Origin of the sequence: uncultured Algibacter sp. (genome assembly GCF_947495925.1) — a bacterium.
In the GTDB taxonomy this organism is placed as follows: domain Bacteria; phylum Bacteroidota; class Bacteroidia; order Flavobacteriales; family Flavobacteriaceae; genus Algibacter_E.
In genome coordinates this window covers 35868-52950 of sequence record NZ_CANMAU010000003.1, presented here as the reverse complement: position 1 = coordinate 52950, position 17083 = coordinate 35868, and the positions used below count along the sequence as shown (strand labels likewise).

Sequence of the window (17083 nt, the reverse complement as noted above, 5' to 3'; positions counted from 1 at the left end):
CGAAAATGTAAATTAGCTTAAATAATGTTTTCCTTTAGTCTTATTAACTTTTCTACTTTCTAATATTTCTGAATAAACTTCTTTAAAGTAGGCTAACTCCTTTTTATAACCAGTAGCCCTTTTAAATTTTCCTTGTATTTGCAATTTCAAAATCAATTTTCTTAATTTCAAAAAGTATTTATCCATACGCTCATCTTGCAAAATATTCGCTTGTTTTTTTTTAAACACCAGAAGTCTATTTGAAAAATAATGCTCTGTAAATTCAATTAAAGGCTTTTTTTTACGTTCAGTCCTATCATGAATAACATATGTTTTAGGCAATACACCAATTTTAAAATTGTGATATAAAACACGCTGACAATAATTATTATCCTCACCATAATGAAAAAACAAAGGGTCAAATCCCCCAATAGTTTCCAAACATTTTTTGGATATTAACCAAGATGCAGCATTGATAAAAGGCACGTCGTAAATCTCTTGAATTGGGTTACCTAAAACAAAATCAGAATAAAACTGCCCCGTAACTTCTCTAAGCATATATTTAGCGAAATTTTCGTCCATTTTATTCCTATCATTTGTAACATGTATAGGACTAATTATACCATATTTTTTATGTTTTTTTTGAAAAGTAACAAGTTCATCCAATACATTATCAACTAAATAGGCATCTTGATTTAACAAAAATACGTGCTCTGCTCCTTGTTCTAAGGCATAATGAATACCAATATTATTAGCTTGACCAAAACCCTTATTTTCTTTTTGACGAAATAATATTACTTCCGGAAAGTTCGTTTCAATAAAAGAACATGTGCCATCCGTTGAAGCATTATCGATTACAATTACTGGATAATCACTGCAACTTTTTAGGCATTTTTCAAGCCATTGTATTCCGTTATAAGTTACTATTACAATAAAAGTTGATCTACTCATTGTTACTTAAAGTTAGAATACTTTTTAGTTTTTTTTTGACTAAAAATTTTAATTTCAATATATATTTTAAAACCTTCCTTTTTAAAATTACATCAATCCTTCTATTTTTATTTATCTTTTTAAGTTTTAAATAGTAATCAAAATATTTATCAATATTTTTTATAACATCTAACTCCTTCTGTGCAAAATCATAAAAAAAGTTTTGATCCTCACTACTATACTTTAAAACCTCCTTAATTAAATCATCCTTTAAAAATTCTTTTTTACTATATCTACCGGAACAATTGTTTAATAAACTTAACCCTAAAACACCCCTAAGATATCCATCCCCATAACTTGGAAAATACCCTCTACTATCAAATACAATAACTGGTCTTCCACAAGCTAAAGCTTCATATGCAGATCTACCTAGTCCAAAAACCAAATCAGCATCATTTATTAAATCTTCAACATTCCATATAGGATTGCCATATTTATAGGCTTCTAAATAAACTAAACCTAAATCCTTACATACGTCCTTAATAATACCATTAGCCTTTTCGGAATGACATAAACTTAAAATTTTCTTCGGCGAGTCGTTAATTTCATTTTTGGGATAAAATCGAGATAAATTGATCATGTTATAGATTAATTTACTTGGATACCCGATGTCTGCCAAATGATTTTGTACTTCCTGCGAAATAGAGACATATCCATTTGCTTTAGGATGAGGTTGTTCTAATTCAGGAAATATACCATGACAGGTTTGAATAATGAAACCATACTTATATAATTCCTGTACACAAGTATTATGATTAGCAAGGATTAAATCATATTTTCTTTTTGAAAAAAAGCCAATCCCTAATTCATTCTCAATTTTTTCTGACAAGAAACCTTTTTCAAGTGTGAAGTACTCAATATGATACTCTTGCCTTCTAATTAATTCTTCAATTAAAGTATAAGTAAATGTTTCTGAACCACCAATTTTTGATAAACGGTTAGTCGCAACTAAAATATTTTTAACTTTAAAACTCATTAAACTTTTACCTGTTCAATTTACTTATTCTTTCAAAAAACCTCATTTCGTATTCTAATTGTTCTGCAATAAAATCATTCTCAGCTTCTGATAAATCTTCTTTATACGAATCACTTGTTCCTTTTCTCAAAGCCCCTTTAACATTTACTTTTGTTTTAAATTTATTGTTTTCTATAATTTCATCAATATTACTAACTTCAAGATTCAATTTTTGAAATATACCGCTAAGAACAGGTTTAGTTTCCTTCAAGAGGTTCTCGTAAGTTATTATAATGTTTCCTTCTATTTTACAAAGTTCTTCTAATTTATTATAATATGCTTTTACACTATTTATTGAATTCTCTATATCATGATTTTTAAAAGCTTCCATTTCAGATTTAATCATTGAATTAACAATAGCTATTGGATTTCTGAAAATTACAATATTATTGCTAGCTGGAAAATCTTTCAAAATCTTATCATAAACTAAGGTATGTGAAGGCGTTTTTTCAAAAACCATTTTATCCTTATGATTCTTTATAAATGATTTTATTTTTTTTCCTGCATTTTTGGCATCTTTAATATAAACACCTGATTCACTTGAATCGTACGTTCCATCCTTATTTTTAGTTTTCTCATCTAAAAAAGGAATTGTTCCTTTATTGGATTCCAATAAAGACCATAACCAAGTTGTTCCGCCTCGTGGTGCACCAAAAATAAAAACTATTCTGTTTTTTTTCTTAAAAATATTTCTAAAAATCATTTACTTTATTGTTATAATTTTAATAATTATTGCCAAATTTTTTATTTAAAATTCCACTTAACGTCCCTTTATCTCTTAACTCTTTTACTAAATTATGATTGCCAAAGTTGTAAGGATATAAAGTTACTCCTTTTATGGATTTAACCCTTGCCGCATGTACTGAATCTAATCGGTCCCTTAATGAATAATGGATTTCAATATGAAGATTTTTATTTTCAATTAAAGATTCAAGTTTTTTTAAATCCAAAATTTTTCTTTTAAAAAAAATATACTTAATTTTCAAAATTTCATCTTTCCACCTATAATCTTTATACCTCTTTCTAAGGCTCTTTTTCAAAAAAGTTTGAGGTGAAAAAGAAATTACTTCATTAACTCCGATAAGAGAACCAAACATAATTGCTGCATATCCTCCCATAGAATTTCCAATAAAAAATACTTTCTTATAACTCCCTTGCTTTATTATGGATTCTATTCTTTTTTTTAATTTAAAAATTGAATTTGCTTCAAAAATTCCGTTTTGATACCATGACTGGCTTAAATCTCTAATAAACACCTTATCAAATTTAAATCCCCTTAATAGATTCATAAACTCATAAACAGGAATACCTAATCCTTGTTTGATTCCTCCAAAAACAATAACCAACGTAGAACTATTATTTAACTCTTTAAATAACTCCTGTTTATCCTGATATAAATCCACTCCAAAAATTTATTAATTCAATTGAAATTTGGAATCTAATAGGAAGGGTTGCCAAATTTGAGTATCTCCAATTATTTGAAAAGACAAAATATTATTACATCTAAGAATAGAAACTTCCCTTTTTCTATCAACTATCATTAAATTTACACTATATATTCCTTTGGACAATTGTAAATTATCAATACTAACATTAAATGAAATTTTCTCATCTTTTTTAATTTTCACCTTATTAAAAAATGTTTCATCTTGCTTAACTGATGCTACCCCTCTTAGTTCTTTATCTAAAAAAATTAATTTAAAATATGGTATTTCATTAAATGGTAAATTAAATTTAATTTCAAAACAGAACACCAATTCTTCTCCCCAGTTCAAAATCCCAACTTTATTATTTGTTTTTACTTTCTCTGAAAAATTGACAGATAACAAACTTATTCTTTTATCATCAAAAACAATATTACTATCATTTTGAGTAAACCGTTGATAATACAAATCAATTGCTTTTCCTACATCATTCCCTTGAAATTGGGAATTCCCATGTTCCATTAATATTATTTCAGTACAAATTCGTGAAACCATAGGCATATTATGAGAAACAAAAACTATGGCTGTATTTGGTAAAATAGCATCAATAGTTTTAAAACATTTTAGAACAAAGCCCAAATCTCCAACAGCCAAAACCTCATCAATTATAAGTACATCAGGCTCCATTTGTGCCGCTATAGAAAATCCCAGCCGAACCTTCATGCCTGAACTATAGTTTTGAATAGGCATATCAATAAACTCTCGAATTTCAGAGAAATCAATAATATCTTCAATTTTAGTATCTATTTCCTTTCTTGTAAACCCCAAAACAGCACCGTTGTTGTAAATATTTTCACGCCCAGTAAGTATCGGATTAAAACCCGCTCCTAATTCAATTAAGGCACCCACTTTTCCTTTAATGGTTATTTTGCCCTCATCAGGATTTATTAAACCGTTTAATATTTTAAGTAGCGTAGATTTTCCTGCTCCATTATGCCCAATTAAACCTAAGCATTCCCCTCTTCGTAACTCAAAACTGATATCTTTTACCGCCCAAAACTCTTTTGGTCGTAAGGCCCGTTCTTTAAAGTTACCAGTGATATTGCTATATAAGTCTTTTACACCATACCATAAACTTGTTTTTAAGTCTTTACAAAACTTTTTAGAGAGGTGCTCCACTTTTATCAAAACTTCCTTATCTTCTTGCATATTAAGCGCTCATACGTTCAACTAAAATTGGTATCGAAATTCTATAAAATAAAAGGCCCATAAAAAATAGTGGAAAACTTATTCCTAACACCCAAAAATAATAGCTTAAGTATTCAGGAGTAAAGCCCATTACCAAATCTCTTGTAGTTAAAATTAACGGGGTTAATGGGTTTATTTCCATGAGTGTTTTCATAAAACCTTCTTTAGGAAGCACATATACTACAGGAGTAATATACATTAACATACTTAATGCAATAGTTATAAATTTACCTATATCTTTATATAGCATTCCTATAGGGGTAATAAACAAACCTACTGTAGTGCCTACTATAATAACCCCCAACAATGCCAATGGAAACAACAACAATGAAGCATGATAACCAACACCAAAAAAGCCTATAAATACAAGTAACAATACTACTTTTATAGCAGAATAGAACAATAACTTATAAACCCCAGAAACTAATAAAGCTTCCTTTGGAAAATTAATTTTTGACAATATGCCTTTTGCTGCGGTGGTACTTAAAATTGGGGAGTTAATACTATCGGAAATGATAGACCATAATAAGGTTCCAGAAAATGCATAAACTGGGTAAGGAATGCCAGTATCTGTTAACCTAATAGTACCCGACATGTTTAAAAACACCCATACAAAAGCGGTGGTTAATGGCGTGATAAATGCCCAAAATAAACCAAAGTATGATTGCCGGTACTGCGCCTTAATATCTCTTATAGCCAACTGCTTCGCTAAAAATAAAGAACCAAAAAAATCTTTAGCACTTGCTTTTAAAAGCTTACCTATTTTTAAGTTGTTTTCTTTCTGATATATTTTGGTTTCAAGTTGCATTTAATCCTTTTATTGAACTTTTTTTAATTTTAAATTTACGAACGTATAATTGTAGATAGAACGCATTTAGCAAGTGAAAAAACAATTTAATTTAAACGTAAATCGTTCAACTGTTTTTATTTCTTTTAAACACCCTCTTAAATCTACTCTTAACACTTTTTTTCTGACGCTCAGTCTCATGATAATTATTTCCATAAACCCCATAACCATAGCCATAGCCATAATTTAAATTTTGGTGGTTATTGGGCCTATAAAAATTTAAAACAAAACTGATGTTCTTTATTTCTTTAGACTTATACTTGGCTTTTATAAATTGGAGCATACTTTTTTTAGTATAATTTAACCTAATCATAAAAATATTGGTATCTGAATATTTAGTTAAATCTAAAGCATCGGTTACTATACCTAAGGGAGGTGTATCTAAAATAATAATATCATACTCTGCTTTAAGTTTATTTACAAAAACATCCATACTTTCACTAATCAGTAATTCTGAAGGATTTGGAGGCACTGGCCCCGCCGTAATAACATCTAGGTTTTTAATGGACGTGGTATTGGTGATCTCTTTTAACGAATGTTGTCCAATTAAATAGTTAACAACGCCTATGTCATTATTAAGATCGAAATCTCCAAATATTTTGGGTTTTCTTAAATCTAATCCAACTAAAACGGTTTTTCTACCAGACAAAGCATACACAGTTGCCATATTGATAGAACAAAAGGTCTTTCCTTCACCACCTACCGAGGAGGTGACTAATAAAGTTGTTGCACGCTCCTTAGAGTTCTTTTTAATAACAAATTGCAAACTAGAACGAATGGCTCGAAAAGATTCCGCTACTGATGATTTTGACATTTCCGAAACAACAAGATTGTTGTGGTAAGTGTGCTTACCTATAACACCTAGAATAGGAATATTAGAGATGCGCTTAATATCTTCTGGGCCATGCACCGTATTATCTAGAAAGTATAATAGAAAAAGAATAACCACGGGTATAAATGTACCGGCCAATGCGCCCATCATATAACTAAGTGATGTGTCTGGACCAATTTTCCCTCCGCCAATATCCTTAGCACTATCAACAATGGTAATGTCTGATACATTTGCAGCTCTAGAAATAGCGGCTTCACTGCGTTTAATAATATATTGCGTATAAGCCTCTTGACTTATATTTAATTGCCGTTGTATTTTTAAAAATTCCTGCTGGTTATTCGGTAAATCTGAAAGCCTTCTATCTAATTTTTTTACAGTAGTGCTAACCGTTTCTAACTGGGTTTCTAAGGTGTTTTTAGTAGATTGTATGGTCGCTAAAAGTACATTTTTTTCGGCCTCAATTTGTCGGTCAATATTTTCAAAAACACTAGACTCTTCTCGTGTGGTGAACTCTTTTGACCTTCTTTCAGTCGATAAAACTATAATAGCACTTACACCATTTAAAATATTAACTTCGGTAATTCCTACAGAAGTTGGTGCTGCAATCCCAGAATAGTCTTGCTCTGTTTTGAGGTAAGTTTCTAACGAATTTAAATAATTAAGCTTAATCTTAATATCTACCTGTTGCGCTTCAAATAGTTGTAAATCTCGAGAGACCTTTTGCATATCATCTGCGACATTGAACACCTTATTCTTTCTTCTGAAGTTGTCCATCGCTTGACTCACTTCCTTAATATTACCATCTACTGAAGCTAAACTACTATCTATAAACTTTATGGTATTTGTGGCATATTGATTTTTTCGTTCTAACTCGGTTTGACTTAATATAGCAGATGTCGCATTTAAATATTCTACTATTTTGTTCTTATTATGCCCAGCTAAGGCCAATTGAATAACAGATGAGGATTGTTGAAAAGCTGCCACCTTAATGTTATTCTGAAAACTACTAACTACTTTATCAAAATTTCTAAATCTTAAAAAGTATGTTTCATTGGGCTTAATTAGGTGCTCTGGTTTTAATTCTAAAACACCATGCATAAATGGGAGTTCTATAATTTGGCCTATTCGGTAGGTCTTATCATAAACTCCAACTGGAAGATTGTAAATCATTTCAAATGCTTTAGTCCCATATATCTGCCCTTTACCTTGTTCGTCTTCAAACTCCGTAAACAGCTCAAAACTAGTTTCATTTAAAAAACGAATACCAATAAATTCATTTAACAGTTGGGGCGCATCAAGTTTAGGAGTAAATACAAATGGTGCTTTTTTGTAAACATCAATTTTCTGGTATTCACCTTCTTCTAAATAATCAATATAGAACTTCAAAGAATCAACAACAGATTCATTGTGCGTTCTTGTTTTTAGGCTAGTCATAACCTGACCTACTTTACCAGAAACCCCACCCCAATTAAAGGATATACTAGTATTGGCACTTGAAAATGGACTTTTATTATTTTCAACAGAGATTAACGAATTTAAGCTATAAACATTCTGTTTTCTAACATTTATAAAATAAGCCGTCACAAGGCCAATTAAAATACAGAATAAGATTAATTTCCACTTACTTGTAACTTTATAAAAAAAGCCCTTAAAATCAAAAGTGAAATTTAGACCTTCATCATCTATATTTGAATTATTGTAATCTGACATCAATTAAAGTCTATCAATTAATAAAAGGGTCGTTGTTAAGAGTGTTAATGTGGATACAATAGTAAGTAAAGTCTCTCTACCTGTTGACCCTGTACCCCACGACTTTTGCTTCAATGGTTTTACATATATGATATCATTCGGCTGAATATAGTAATATGGGGATTGCATCACGGCATCTTCCAGCAGATTAAGATGGTGTACTTTTTGCCCCTGTGGATACTGGCGTATAATTAACACATCTTCGCGGTTACCAACCACATCTATTTCACCGGCATTAGCTATAGCCTCAAAAATATTCAATCTATTTTGATACATGGTCTTTGTTCCAGGACTACTAACTTCTCCATTAACTGTGTAGCGCAGTCCTGTAAGTTTCACAGAAACAAAAATATTGGCAGCCTCTTTAAACTGCTCTTCCAACAACTTCTTCTCGATAAGCTTCTCTAATTCTTCGGTAGTGTAGCCCAACACATTCATATACCCCAAAACAGGTATTCTAATGTTCCCATGTATGTCTACAGAAAAGCCATCAAAATAGGCACGTTCTTCACTATTAGCATTTAAATTTTCCTCCCCTACTGGGTTAAAAATCTGCACACTCTCTTGATCCAGAGCTTTAACCCTAATATTTAGAATATCATTAACTTGGATACGATAAGGCGATTGCTTTTCCTGGATTACCATTAAAGAATCGACAGCCTCTTCTGGCGGCTGTATATAAGTCAACTTTTTAGTTGGAATACAGGAGACCAACACCACGTTTACTAAGATAATTAGGACGAGAAAACTTCTCTTCATTTTGAGGCCGTTTGATTTTTCACAAATATAAGTTTTAGGGATGAACAATAAAACTTATGGCTGGTTTTTTGGTTTTTTATCCGTTATTTGCAAAAAAACAAAGCTTTTGAATTATTTAACGGTCGAAAACATATCAAAATCCTACGGAGAACTTGTTCTTTTTGAAAATATTTCATTTAGTATTCATAAAGATCAGAAAATAGCCTTTGTTGCCAAAAATGGTACAGGTAAAACTTCTATTTTAAACATACTTTCCGGAGATGACGAACCAGATTCGGGTAGCATTATTTATAGAAAAGATATTAAGGTTTCTTTTTTATCCCAAGACCCCAAGTTTGATAACAACCTGACTGTAGAAGAAACTATTTTTGCATGTGAAAACCCTATTTTAAAAATTATTTCTGACTACGAAAAGTCTCTTTTAAATCCTGATGATACGGAAGCTTACCAGAATGCATTTGATGCTATGGACAGGCATCAGGCTTGGGATTTTGAAACGCTGTACAAACAGATACTTTTTAAATTAAAACTAGAAAATTTAGGTCAAAAAGTAGGCTTACTCTCTGGAGGCCAAAAAAAACGACTTGCGTTAGCCAATGCCTTAATTAATAAACCAGACCTGCTCATTTTAGATGAGCCTACCAATCATTTAGATTTAGAAATGATTGAATGGTTAGAAGGCTTTTTTGCTAAAGAAAACATCACCCTTTTTATGGTAACACACGACAGATACTTTCTGGAACGTGTTTGTAATGAAATTATAGAGTTAGATGCTGGACAATTATATAGTTATAAAGGTAATTACTCCTACTACCTTGAAAAGCGAGAAGCTAGAATTGAACGCGAAGCTGTGGAAACGGGTAAAGCGAAACAGCTTTTTAAAAAAGAATTAGCTTGGATGCGAAGACAACCTAAAGCAAGAACAACGAAGTCTAAATCTAGAATTGATGATTTTGCCGACATAAAACATAGAGCGCACCAGCGTAGAAACGACCATGAAGTTCAATTAGAATTGAATATGGAACGTTTGGGAAGCAAAATTTTGGAGTTCCATAAGGTATCTAAAGCCTTTAAAGACAAAACTATTCTTGACGCTTTTGATTACACGTTTAAAAAAGGTGAACGCGTTGGTATTATTGGAAAAAACGGAACCGGAAAAACCACATTTTTAAACATCCTTACCCAATCTGCATTACCCGATTCTGGTAAAGTTATTAAAGGCGATACGGTTAAATTTGGCTATTATACTCAAAACGGTATTAGCATAAAACCAGAGCAAAAGGTTATTGACGTTATTAGAGAATTTGGGGATTATATCCCTTTAAAAAAAGGACGACAAATTAGTGCTCAACAACTTTTAGAACGTTTTTTGTTTAGCAGAAAAAAACAATATGACTTTGTTGAAAAATTAAGCGGAGGCGAGCGCAAGCGTTTGTATTTATGTACAGTTTTAATCCAGAACCCCAATTTTTTAATACTGGATGAGCCAACGAATGATTTGGATATTGTAACACTAAACGTGCTTGAAAGCTTTTTGTTAGACTTCCCAGGCTGTATTATAGTGGTCTCCCACGATCGCTATTTTATGGACAAGGTTATTGATCACCTTTTTGTTTTTAGAGGTAATGGGGTTATTGAAGATTTCCCTGGTAACTATACAGATTACCGGGTTTATGAAGATAGTCAGCCTGCAGTTTCAAAGACAACAGAAGACAAAAAAAGTAAGCCTTCTAAAAAACAGAATCAGGCTTCTAAACTATCATACAACGAGGAAAAAGAATTAAAAAATATTGAAAGTAAGCTTAATGCTTTAGCTTACGATAAAAAAGAACTGGAGAACAAGTTCACAAACCCTGACTTATCGCAAGATGATATTAAAAAGCTTTCAGACGATTTGCAGAAAATTATAGACGCAATGGATGCCAAAGAAGAACGCTGGTTTGAGCTGTCTGCTAAACTTGAAGATTAACTTTTATGTGGTATCAGATATTACAGTACTTCAAATTTCTTTTTAAATCTAGCAACCAACATGGTGTGCATTCGCCTTTTGTGTATGATGTAATCACAACATGTTTCTACGACAAGACCACTTACCCTGATTACGATTCTATTAATGCGTATCGTAAGGCCTTACTAAATAACAAGACCAAAATTAAAGTCACCGATCTAGGTGCAGGTTCCCAAGTTATGGGTCAACAAGACCGATTAATTTGCAGTATTGCGAAAAATGCCGGAACGACTAAAAAAAGAGCTCGATTACTATTCAGACTTACACAATACTTTAAACCTTCTAACAGCTTAGAACTTGGTACTTCATTAGGCATTGGGACTTATGCTATGGGTCTAGGCCATAAAAAAGGAACTGTTACAACCATTGAAGGCTGCCCCAATACAGCGGCATTTTCGAAAAAAAATGTAGAGGCTGTAAATGCCAAAAATATAGAATTTATCACCGGAGATTTTAAGAATAACATTGAAAATCTGACCACAAACACCTATGATTTCATTTTTTTTGATGGTAATCACCAAAAAGAGGCCACCATCCATTATTTTGAAACCTTACTAAAAACTGCGAATAACAACACTGTCCTTATTTTTGATGACATATATTGGTCTAAAGGCATGACAGAGGCTTGGGAAACCATTAAAAAACATCCAAGGGTTACGGTTAGTATAGATACTTTTTTTTGGGGGTTTATTTTCTTCAGAACAGAGCAGGTTAAAGAACATTTTATCGTAAGAGTATAATTGTGCAGTTGGTTAGTTTATCTTAAATTTGAAAAAACTTGGTCTTAAAAAAACCATTGCACAGAAAAGAAAAATGAAAATCTATACCAAAACAGGAGACAAAGGCACCACTGCATTATTTGGTGGTACAAGAGTTCCCAAGCACCACATTAGAATTGAGAGTTATGGGACTGTTGATGAACTAAACTCACATTTAGGCCTGATTCGTGATCAAGATATTAACCAAGCTTATAAAGATTTAATTACTTGTATTCAAGATAGACTGTTTACGGTTGGTGCTATTTTAGCGACTGATCCAGATAAAGCCATCTTAAAAAACGGAAAAGAACGTTTAAATATCCCTAAGATTTCATCTGAAGATATTGATATCTTAGAACGTGAAATGGATATGATGAATGAGGCATTGCCTGCAATGACGCACTTTGTACTTCCTGGAGGACACCAAACGGTGTCATTCTGTCATATTGCACGTTGTGTATGCCGCAGAGCAGAACGTTTAGCAACCGCTCTCAATGACATCGAAACCATTGACCCAAATGCCTTAATGTACTTAAACCGCCTTTCTGACTACCTTTTTGTATTGGCACGAAAATTGTCATTTGACTTACAAGCAAACGAGATTAAGTGGATTCCTGAGAAGCAATAATGTTTTTGAAAAGAATCATGTTTAAATAAGTTTTACTTTGAGCTGCTATTTGCGTTAGGGATTGCAGAGGAAAGCCCACAGCGAGGTGTGAGCGAGGACTTGAAACGTAAAGCCCGACCCTTGAGGTAACGCCCAAATTAAAAATTTAATAAAAACTTAATCTTGTGTTATTATTATAATCATAGCCATAATAATTTCATGTGTTTAGATTTCAAAATGATACGTTCTTTTAATTAATGATTAAATATTTCATTTTTTTCTTGTGTGTTTAAACTAAAAAATTATTTTTGCACAAAATTAAACAAATAAGAAATGTATTGGACATTAGAATTAGCATCTTATTTAAGTGATGCACCTTGGCCAGCGACGAAAGACGAACTCATAGATTACGCTATTAGAACTGGAGCCCCTTTAGAGGTTGTTGAAAACTTACAATCTATTGAAGATGAAGGAGACTCTTATGACTCTATTGAAGAAATCTGGTCTGATTATCCGACCGATGAGGATTACCTCTGGAACGAAGATGAGTATTAAATAAACAAGCATATAGATAAAAAAGTCTCGATTTGAGGCTTTTTTTTTGCTCTTAATTATACTTAAAAGCATAACAAAATGTATCTTTGAAAGCGCCTAATTTAGGCTAAAACAATGATAAAACCCTAGGGTAATCCTAGATAAAATATATAAAACAACACCCATGAGTTTTTTAAATTCTGTACTTAAAGTATTTGTTGGCGACAAATCAAAACAAGATGTTAGCGCCATTACGCCTATTGTAAATAAAGTTAAAACCTTTGAAGCAGCGCTAGAAGCCCTAACGCATGATGAATTAAGAGCCAAAACAGCCGAATTTAAGGCTACGATTTCTGATGCTAATAAGGAAATAAACACCGAAATAGCAAGCTTAACAAAGGATGCTGAAAACACCGAAGATATTGATAAGCGTGAGGATATTTATGAGCAAATTGATAGACTTAATGATGATGCTTATAAAATTACTGAAACTGTTTTAAATGATATTCTGCCCGAAGCCTTTGCAGTAGTTAAAGAAACAGCAAAACGTTTTGTTAATAACACCTCCATAGACGTAACCGCAAACGAATTTGACAGAATGGTTTCTGGCAGTAAAGATTATGTCGCTTTAGAAGGAGATAAAGCTGTTTGGGCAAACTCTTGGGATGCGGCAGGAAAGCCCATTACTTGGGACATGATACACTATGATGTTCAATTAATTGGAGGTATTGCCATGCATCAGGGTAAAATTGCAGAAATGCAAACAGGTGAAGGGAAAACCCTAGTAGCGACCTTACCTGTCTACTTAAATGCGTTGGCTGGAAAAGGTGTTCACTTAGTCACAGTTAACGATTACTTAGCAAAACGTGATAGTGCTTGGATGGCTCCTATTTTTGAGTTTCATGGCATGAGTGTAGATTGTATTGATTATCATAGACCTAACTCTCCAGAACGTATTGCCGCTTATAACGCCGATATTACTTATGGAACCAATAATGAATTTGGTTTTGATTATCTGCGTGATAATATGTCTCATGCTCCAGAAGATTTAGTACAACGTCCGCACCACTACGCTATTGTAGATGAGGTGGATTCTGTATTAGTTGACGATGCTCGTACACCTTTAATTATCTCTGGGCCAATCCCAAAAGGTGATCACCACGAGTTTACAGAGTTAAAACCTAAAGTAGATGATATAGTTTCTGTACAACGTAAATATCTAACGGGAGTTTTAGCCGAAGCCAAAAAACTTATTAAAGAAGGAGATACTAAAGAAGGTGGATTCCAATTACTTCGTGTTTACAGAGGTATTCCTAAAAATAAAGCGCTAATTAAGTTTTTATCGGAAGAAGGTGTTAAGCAATTGCTCCAAAAAACGGAGAACTTCTATATGCAAGATAATAACCGTGAAATGCCAAAGGTTGATGCGGAATTATACTATGTTATTGAAGAAAAAAACAATCAGGTTGAATTAACTGATAAAGGGGTTGAATACATTTCTGGAAAAGACAATCCAGATTTTTTCATTCTACCTGAAATAGGCATTGAAGTAGCTAAAATTGAAGAACAAGGATTGGCTGCTGAAGAAGAAGCAACACTTAAAGAAGATCTATTTAAAGAATTTGGTATAAAATCTGAACGCATTCATACTTTAAACCAGTTATTAAAAGCCTATGCTTTATTTGAAAAAGACACCCAATATGTGGTGATGGAAAATAAAGTAATGATAGTTGATGAACAAACAGGTCGTATTATGGACGGTCGTCGTTATTCTGATGGATTACACCAAGCGATTGAGGCCAAAGAGAATGTAAAAATTGAAGATGCGACCCAAACGTTTGCTACGGTAACGCTTCAAAATTATTTTAGAATGTACCGCAAACTTTCAGGTATGACAGGTACTGCCGTGACTGAAGCTGGTGAATTCTGGGAAATTTACAAATTAGATGTTGTTGAAATTCCTACGAATCGCCCTATTGCTCGTGATGATAAAGAAGATTTAGTTTATAAAACGAAGCGCGAAAAATATAATGCGGTTATTGATGATGTTACACAATTAGCTCAGGCCGGAAGACCTGTTCTTATAGGTACGACATCTGTAGAAATAAGTGAGTTACTTGGCAAAATGCTAAGCATAAGAAAAATACCCCATAATGTACTAAACGCGAAACAACATAAAAAAGAAGCCGATATTGTTGATCAGGCAGGTAAATCGGGGCAGGTAACGATAGCAACTAATATGGCTGGGCGTGGTACAGACATTAAATTATCTGATGAAGTTAAGGCCGCTGGTGGTTTAGCCATTGTAGGTACTGAGCGTCATGATTCACGTCGTGTAGACAGGCAGTTGCGTGGTCGTTCTGGTCGTCAAGGAGATCCAGGAAGCTCACAATTTTATGTGTCTTTAGAAGACAATTTAATGCGTTTATTTGGTTCTGAGCGTATTGCCAAAATGATGGATAAAATGGGATTAAAAGAAGGCGAAGTTATCCAGCATTCGATGATCTCTAAATCTATTGAACGTGCTCAGAAAAAAGTTGAAGAAAATAACTTTGGTGTTCGTAAGCGATTACTAGAATATGATGACGTTATGAACGCACAACGTGAGGTGGTTTATAAGCGTCGCAAACATGCTTTGCATGGTGAACGTTTACGTGTTGATTTAGCGAATATGATTTTTGATACTACTGAAGGCATTGCTGAAACCAACAAAGGCGCTAACGATTATAAAAACTTTGAGTTTGAACTGATTCGCTATTTTTCAATGAGTTCTCCTATTTCTCAAGAAGAGTTTGGAAAACTATCTGCCCAAGACATTACATCAAAAATATATAAGGCCGCTTTTGATCATTATAGAGAAAAAATGGAGCGTAATGCCGATATAGCTTTTCCTGTAATTAAAAATGTTTATGAAACACAGCGTGATAAATTCAAACGTATTGTCGTGCCATTTACTGATGGTATTAAAAGCCTAAATGTGGTTACCGATCTTGAAAAAGCATATGAAACGAATGGTAAACAGCTTATTACCGATTTTGAAAAAAATATCACCTTAGCTATAATTGATGATGCTTGGAAAACCCATTTACGTAAAATGGATGAGTTAAAGCAATCTGTTCAATTAGCAGTACATGAACAAAAAGACCCTTTATTAATTTATAAATTTGAGGCTTTTGAGTTATTTAAAGCCATGATTGACCAAGTAAATAAGGACGTAATTTCATTCTTATTTAAAGGCGAACTACCTCAAGAAACGCAAAATACGATTCAGGAAGCAAGACAAACCCGTAAAAAGGAAAACTTAAAAACTCAAAAAGATGAGATTCCTAATTTAGATGAACGTTCTGCTCAAAATAGAGCAGCTGGTAATACCCAGCGCCAACAGGAGGTTGTAGAAACTATTGTTCGTGATAGGCCAAAAATTGGACGTAATGATCGCGTAACCATTAAGCATGTTATGAATGGTGAAAATAAAACCGTTAAATACAAGCAAGCAGAACCTTTAATTGCCAAAGGTGAATGGGTATTAGTTGAAGATTAATACTTTTCCAAAAGGAAGCATTTAGTAATAAAATAAAAATCCCAGTAGAAAGCTACTGGGATTTTTATTTTACATATTTATTAGTATTTACAGCTTTAATAATAAACAAGGATTAGGGCAATTTATTCGATAAAAATCCAAATCATCTTTATTACATACTCCTGGATAATCTCCATAATAACCTTCGATATCTTTAATAATTTGAAAATGTAAGTGCGGAGGGTAATCTCCATTTACCGAAGCATCACCCAATTTACCTATACAATCGCCTTTCTCAAATTCCTTTCCCGGTTCTAAATCTTTAAGAGAAGATAAACTTAAATGCCCATAAAGCGTATAAAACTCGACTCCTGAAATGTTATGCTTTAAAATTATTGTTGGTCCGTAATCACCATAACCGGTATTATTCGCATAACCGTAAACCATTCCATTTAAAGGCGCGTATATAGTAGATCCTTCATTACACCATAAATCAATTCCTAAATGAATGTTTCGCTCATCTTGTGCTTGTGCGTTAAAGTGCTCACTACGTTTGTAAATATTTCTAACCTCCAAATAGCCGCCGTAAGCAATGACATGATCTTCCTTTACAATATGATTATTAACAAAAGCTGCTAATTTTTGGGATGAAGAGACATCAATCTTATTCAGCTCCTCGTTAGATTCCGATAAATCTATAGGAATATATTTTTCATTTGGAATGGATGAATCTAAAACAAATAGCGGTTCTGAACTGATACTATTAATAAACTTAGAAAACGGATTCAAGGTCATAACTTCAAAAGTAAGAAA

14 protein-coding genes are annotated in these 17083 nt (G+C 32.8%); 5 read left to right on the top strand and 9 right to left on the bottom strand.

Annotated features, from left to right (window positions below):
• Window positions 1-12 precede the first annotated feature (12 nt).
• From Q0857_RS06505 to Q0857_RS06470, 8 genes are all read right to left on the bottom strand, one after another.
• The gene (locus Q0857_RS06505) at window positions 13-930 is read right to left on the bottom strand and encodes a glycosyltransferase family 2 protein (protein ID WP_298533188.1); all 918 of its coding nucleotides are present in this window, start codon (window positions 928-930) and stop codon (window positions 13-15) included.
• Window positions 923-1945, bottom strand: a complete 1023-nt coding sequence (locus Q0857_RS06500) for a UDP-glycosyltransferase (RefSeq protein ID WP_298533186.1) — start codon at window positions 1943-1945, stop codon at window positions 923-925. The genes Q0857_RS06505 and Q0857_RS06500 overlap by 8 nt, the downstream gene beginning before the upstream one ends.
• Window positions 1946-1952: 7 nt before the next feature.
• Window positions 1953-2687, bottom strand: coding sequence for a sulfotransferase (locus Q0857_RS06495; protein WP_298533185.1), 735 nt, complete (start codon window positions 2685-2687; stop codon window positions 1953-1955).
• A gap of 19 nt (window positions 2688-2706) precedes the next feature.
• Window positions 2707-3387, bottom strand: coding sequence for a YqiA/YcfP family alpha/beta fold hydrolase (locus tag Q0857_RS06490; protein ID WP_298533183.1), 681 nt, complete (start codon window positions 3385-3387; stop codon window positions 2707-2709).
• 12 nt (window positions 3388-3399) lie between these two features.
• Window positions 3400-4617 carry an ABC transporter ATP-binding protein gene (locus tag Q0857_RS06485; RefSeq protein WP_298533181.1) on the bottom strand — a complete coding sequence of 406 codons (1218 nt, stop codon included), beginning with the start codon at window positions 4615-4617 and terminating at the stop codon, window positions 3400-3402.
• Between the two features lies 1 nt (window position 4618).
• Window positions 4619-5464 carry an ABC transporter permease gene (locus tag Q0857_RS06480; RefSeq protein WP_298533179.1) on the bottom strand — a complete coding sequence of 282 codons (846 nt, stop codon included), beginning with the start codon at window positions 5462-5464 and terminating at the stop codon, window positions 4619-4621.
• 106 nt (window positions 5465-5570) lie between these two features.
• A complete protein-coding gene (locus Q0857_RS06475) occupies window positions 5571-8045 on the bottom strand; it encodes an exopolysaccharide transport family protein (protein WP_298533177.1) in 2475 nt (824 codons plus the stop codon).
• Between the two features lie 3 nt (window positions 8046-8048).
• Complete coding sequence (locus Q0857_RS06470; RefSeq protein WP_298533175.1) at window positions 8049-8843, bottom strand: polysaccharide biosynthesis/export family protein; 795 nt, start codon at window positions 8841-8843, stop codon at window positions 8049-8051.
• A gap of 106 nt (window positions 8844-8949) precedes the next feature.
• Here Q0857_RS06470 and Q0857_RS06465 point away from each other — a divergent pair, with 106 nt between their 5' ends.
• The 5 genes from Q0857_RS06465 (at window position 8950) to secA (ending at window position 16291) form a co-directional block, all read left to right on the top strand.
• The gene (locus Q0857_RS06465) at window positions 8950-10812 is read left to right on the top strand and encodes an ABC-F family ATP-binding cassette domain-containing protein (RefSeq protein ID WP_298533173.1); all 1863 of its coding nucleotides are present in this window, start codon (window positions 8950-8952) and stop codon (window positions 10810-10812) included.
• 5 nt (window positions 10813-10817) lie between these two features.
• Window positions 10818-11591: an O-methyltransferase gene (locus tag Q0857_RS06460; protein ID WP_298533172.1), complete on the top strand. Its 774-nt coding sequence runs from the start codon at window positions 10818-10820 to the stop codon at window positions 11589-11591.
• A 73-nt stretch (window positions 11592-11664) separates the two neighbouring features.
• The gene (locus Q0857_RS06455; protein WP_298533170.1) at window positions 11665-12237 is read left to right on the top strand and encodes a cob(I)yrinic acid a,c-diamide adenosyltransferase; all 573 of its coding nucleotides are present in this window, start codon (window positions 11665-11667) and stop codon (window positions 12235-12237) included.
• Between the two features lie 312 nt (window positions 12238-12549).
• Window positions 12550-12771, top strand: a complete 222-nt coding sequence (locus Q0857_RS06450; RefSeq protein WP_019387375.1) for a DUF2795 domain-containing protein — start codon at window positions 12550-12552, stop codon at window positions 12769-12771.
• A gap of 163 nt (window positions 12772-12934) precedes the next feature.
• Window positions 12935-16291 carry a preprotein translocase subunit SecA gene (gene secA / locus Q0857_RS06445; RefSeq protein WP_298533169.1) on the top strand — a complete coding sequence of 1119 codons (3357 nt, stop codon included), beginning with the start codon at window positions 12935-12937 and terminating at the stop codon, window positions 16289-16291.
• An 87-nt stretch (window positions 16292-16378) separates the two neighbouring features.
• Here secA and Q0857_RS06440 read toward each other — a convergent pair whose 3' ends face one another.
• Entirely contained in the window at window positions 16379-17065 is a 687-nt protein-coding gene (locus Q0857_RS06440; protein WP_298533167.1) for a peptidoglycan DD-metalloendopeptidase family protein, read from the bottom strand.
• Window positions 17066-17083 lie beyond the last annotated feature (18 nt).

Bases quoted from the DNA above. Each gene is read 5' to 3' on its own strand.
- Q0857_RS06480 (WP_298533179.1), bottom strand. From the start codon at position 5,464: ATGCAACTTGAAACCAAAATATATCAGAAAGAAAACAACTTAAAAATA.
- Q0857_RS06460 (WP_298533172.1), top strand. From the start codon at position 10,818: ATGTGGTATCAGATATTACAGTACTTCAAATTTCTTTTTAAATCTAGC.
- secA (WP_298533169.1), top strand. From the start codon at position 12,935: ATGAGTTTTTTAAATTCTGTACTTAAAGTATTTGTTGGCGACAAATCA.
- Q0857_RS06440 (WP_298533167.1), bottom strand. From the start codon at position 17,065: ATGACCTTGAATCCGTTTTCTAAGTTTATTAATAGTATCAGTTCAGAA.
- Q0857_RS06485 (WP_298533181.1), bottom strand. From the start codon at position 4,617: ATGCAAGAAGATAAGGAAGTTTTGATAAAAGTGGAGCACCTCTCTAAA.
- Q0857_RS06470 (WP_298533175.1), bottom strand. From the start codon at position 8,843: ATGAAGAGAAGTTTTCTCGTCCTAATTATCTTAGTAAACGTGGTGTTG.
- Q0857_RS06505 (WP_298533188.1), bottom strand. From the start codon at position 930: ATGAGTAGATCAACTTTTATTGTAATAGTAACTTATAACGGAATACAA.
- Q0857_RS06455 (WP_298533170.1), top strand. From the start codon at position 11,665: ATGAAAATCTATACCAAAACAGGAGACAAAGGCACCACTGCATTATTT.
- Q0857_RS06475 (WP_298533177.1), bottom strand. From the start codon at position 8,045: ATGTCAGATTACAATAATTCAAATATAGATGATGAAGGTCTAAATTTC.
- Q0857_RS06495 (WP_298533185.1), bottom strand. From the start codon at position 2,687: ATGATTTTTAGAAATATTTTTAAGAAAAAAAACAGAATAGTTTTTATT.
- Q0857_RS06500 (WP_298533186.1), bottom strand. From the start codon at position 1,945: ATGAGTTTTAAAGTTAAAAATATTTTAGTTGCGACTAACCGTTTATCA.
- Q0857_RS06450 (WP_019387375.1), top strand. From the start codon at position 12,550: ATGTATTGGACATTAGAATTAGCATCTTATTTAAGTGATGCACCTTGG.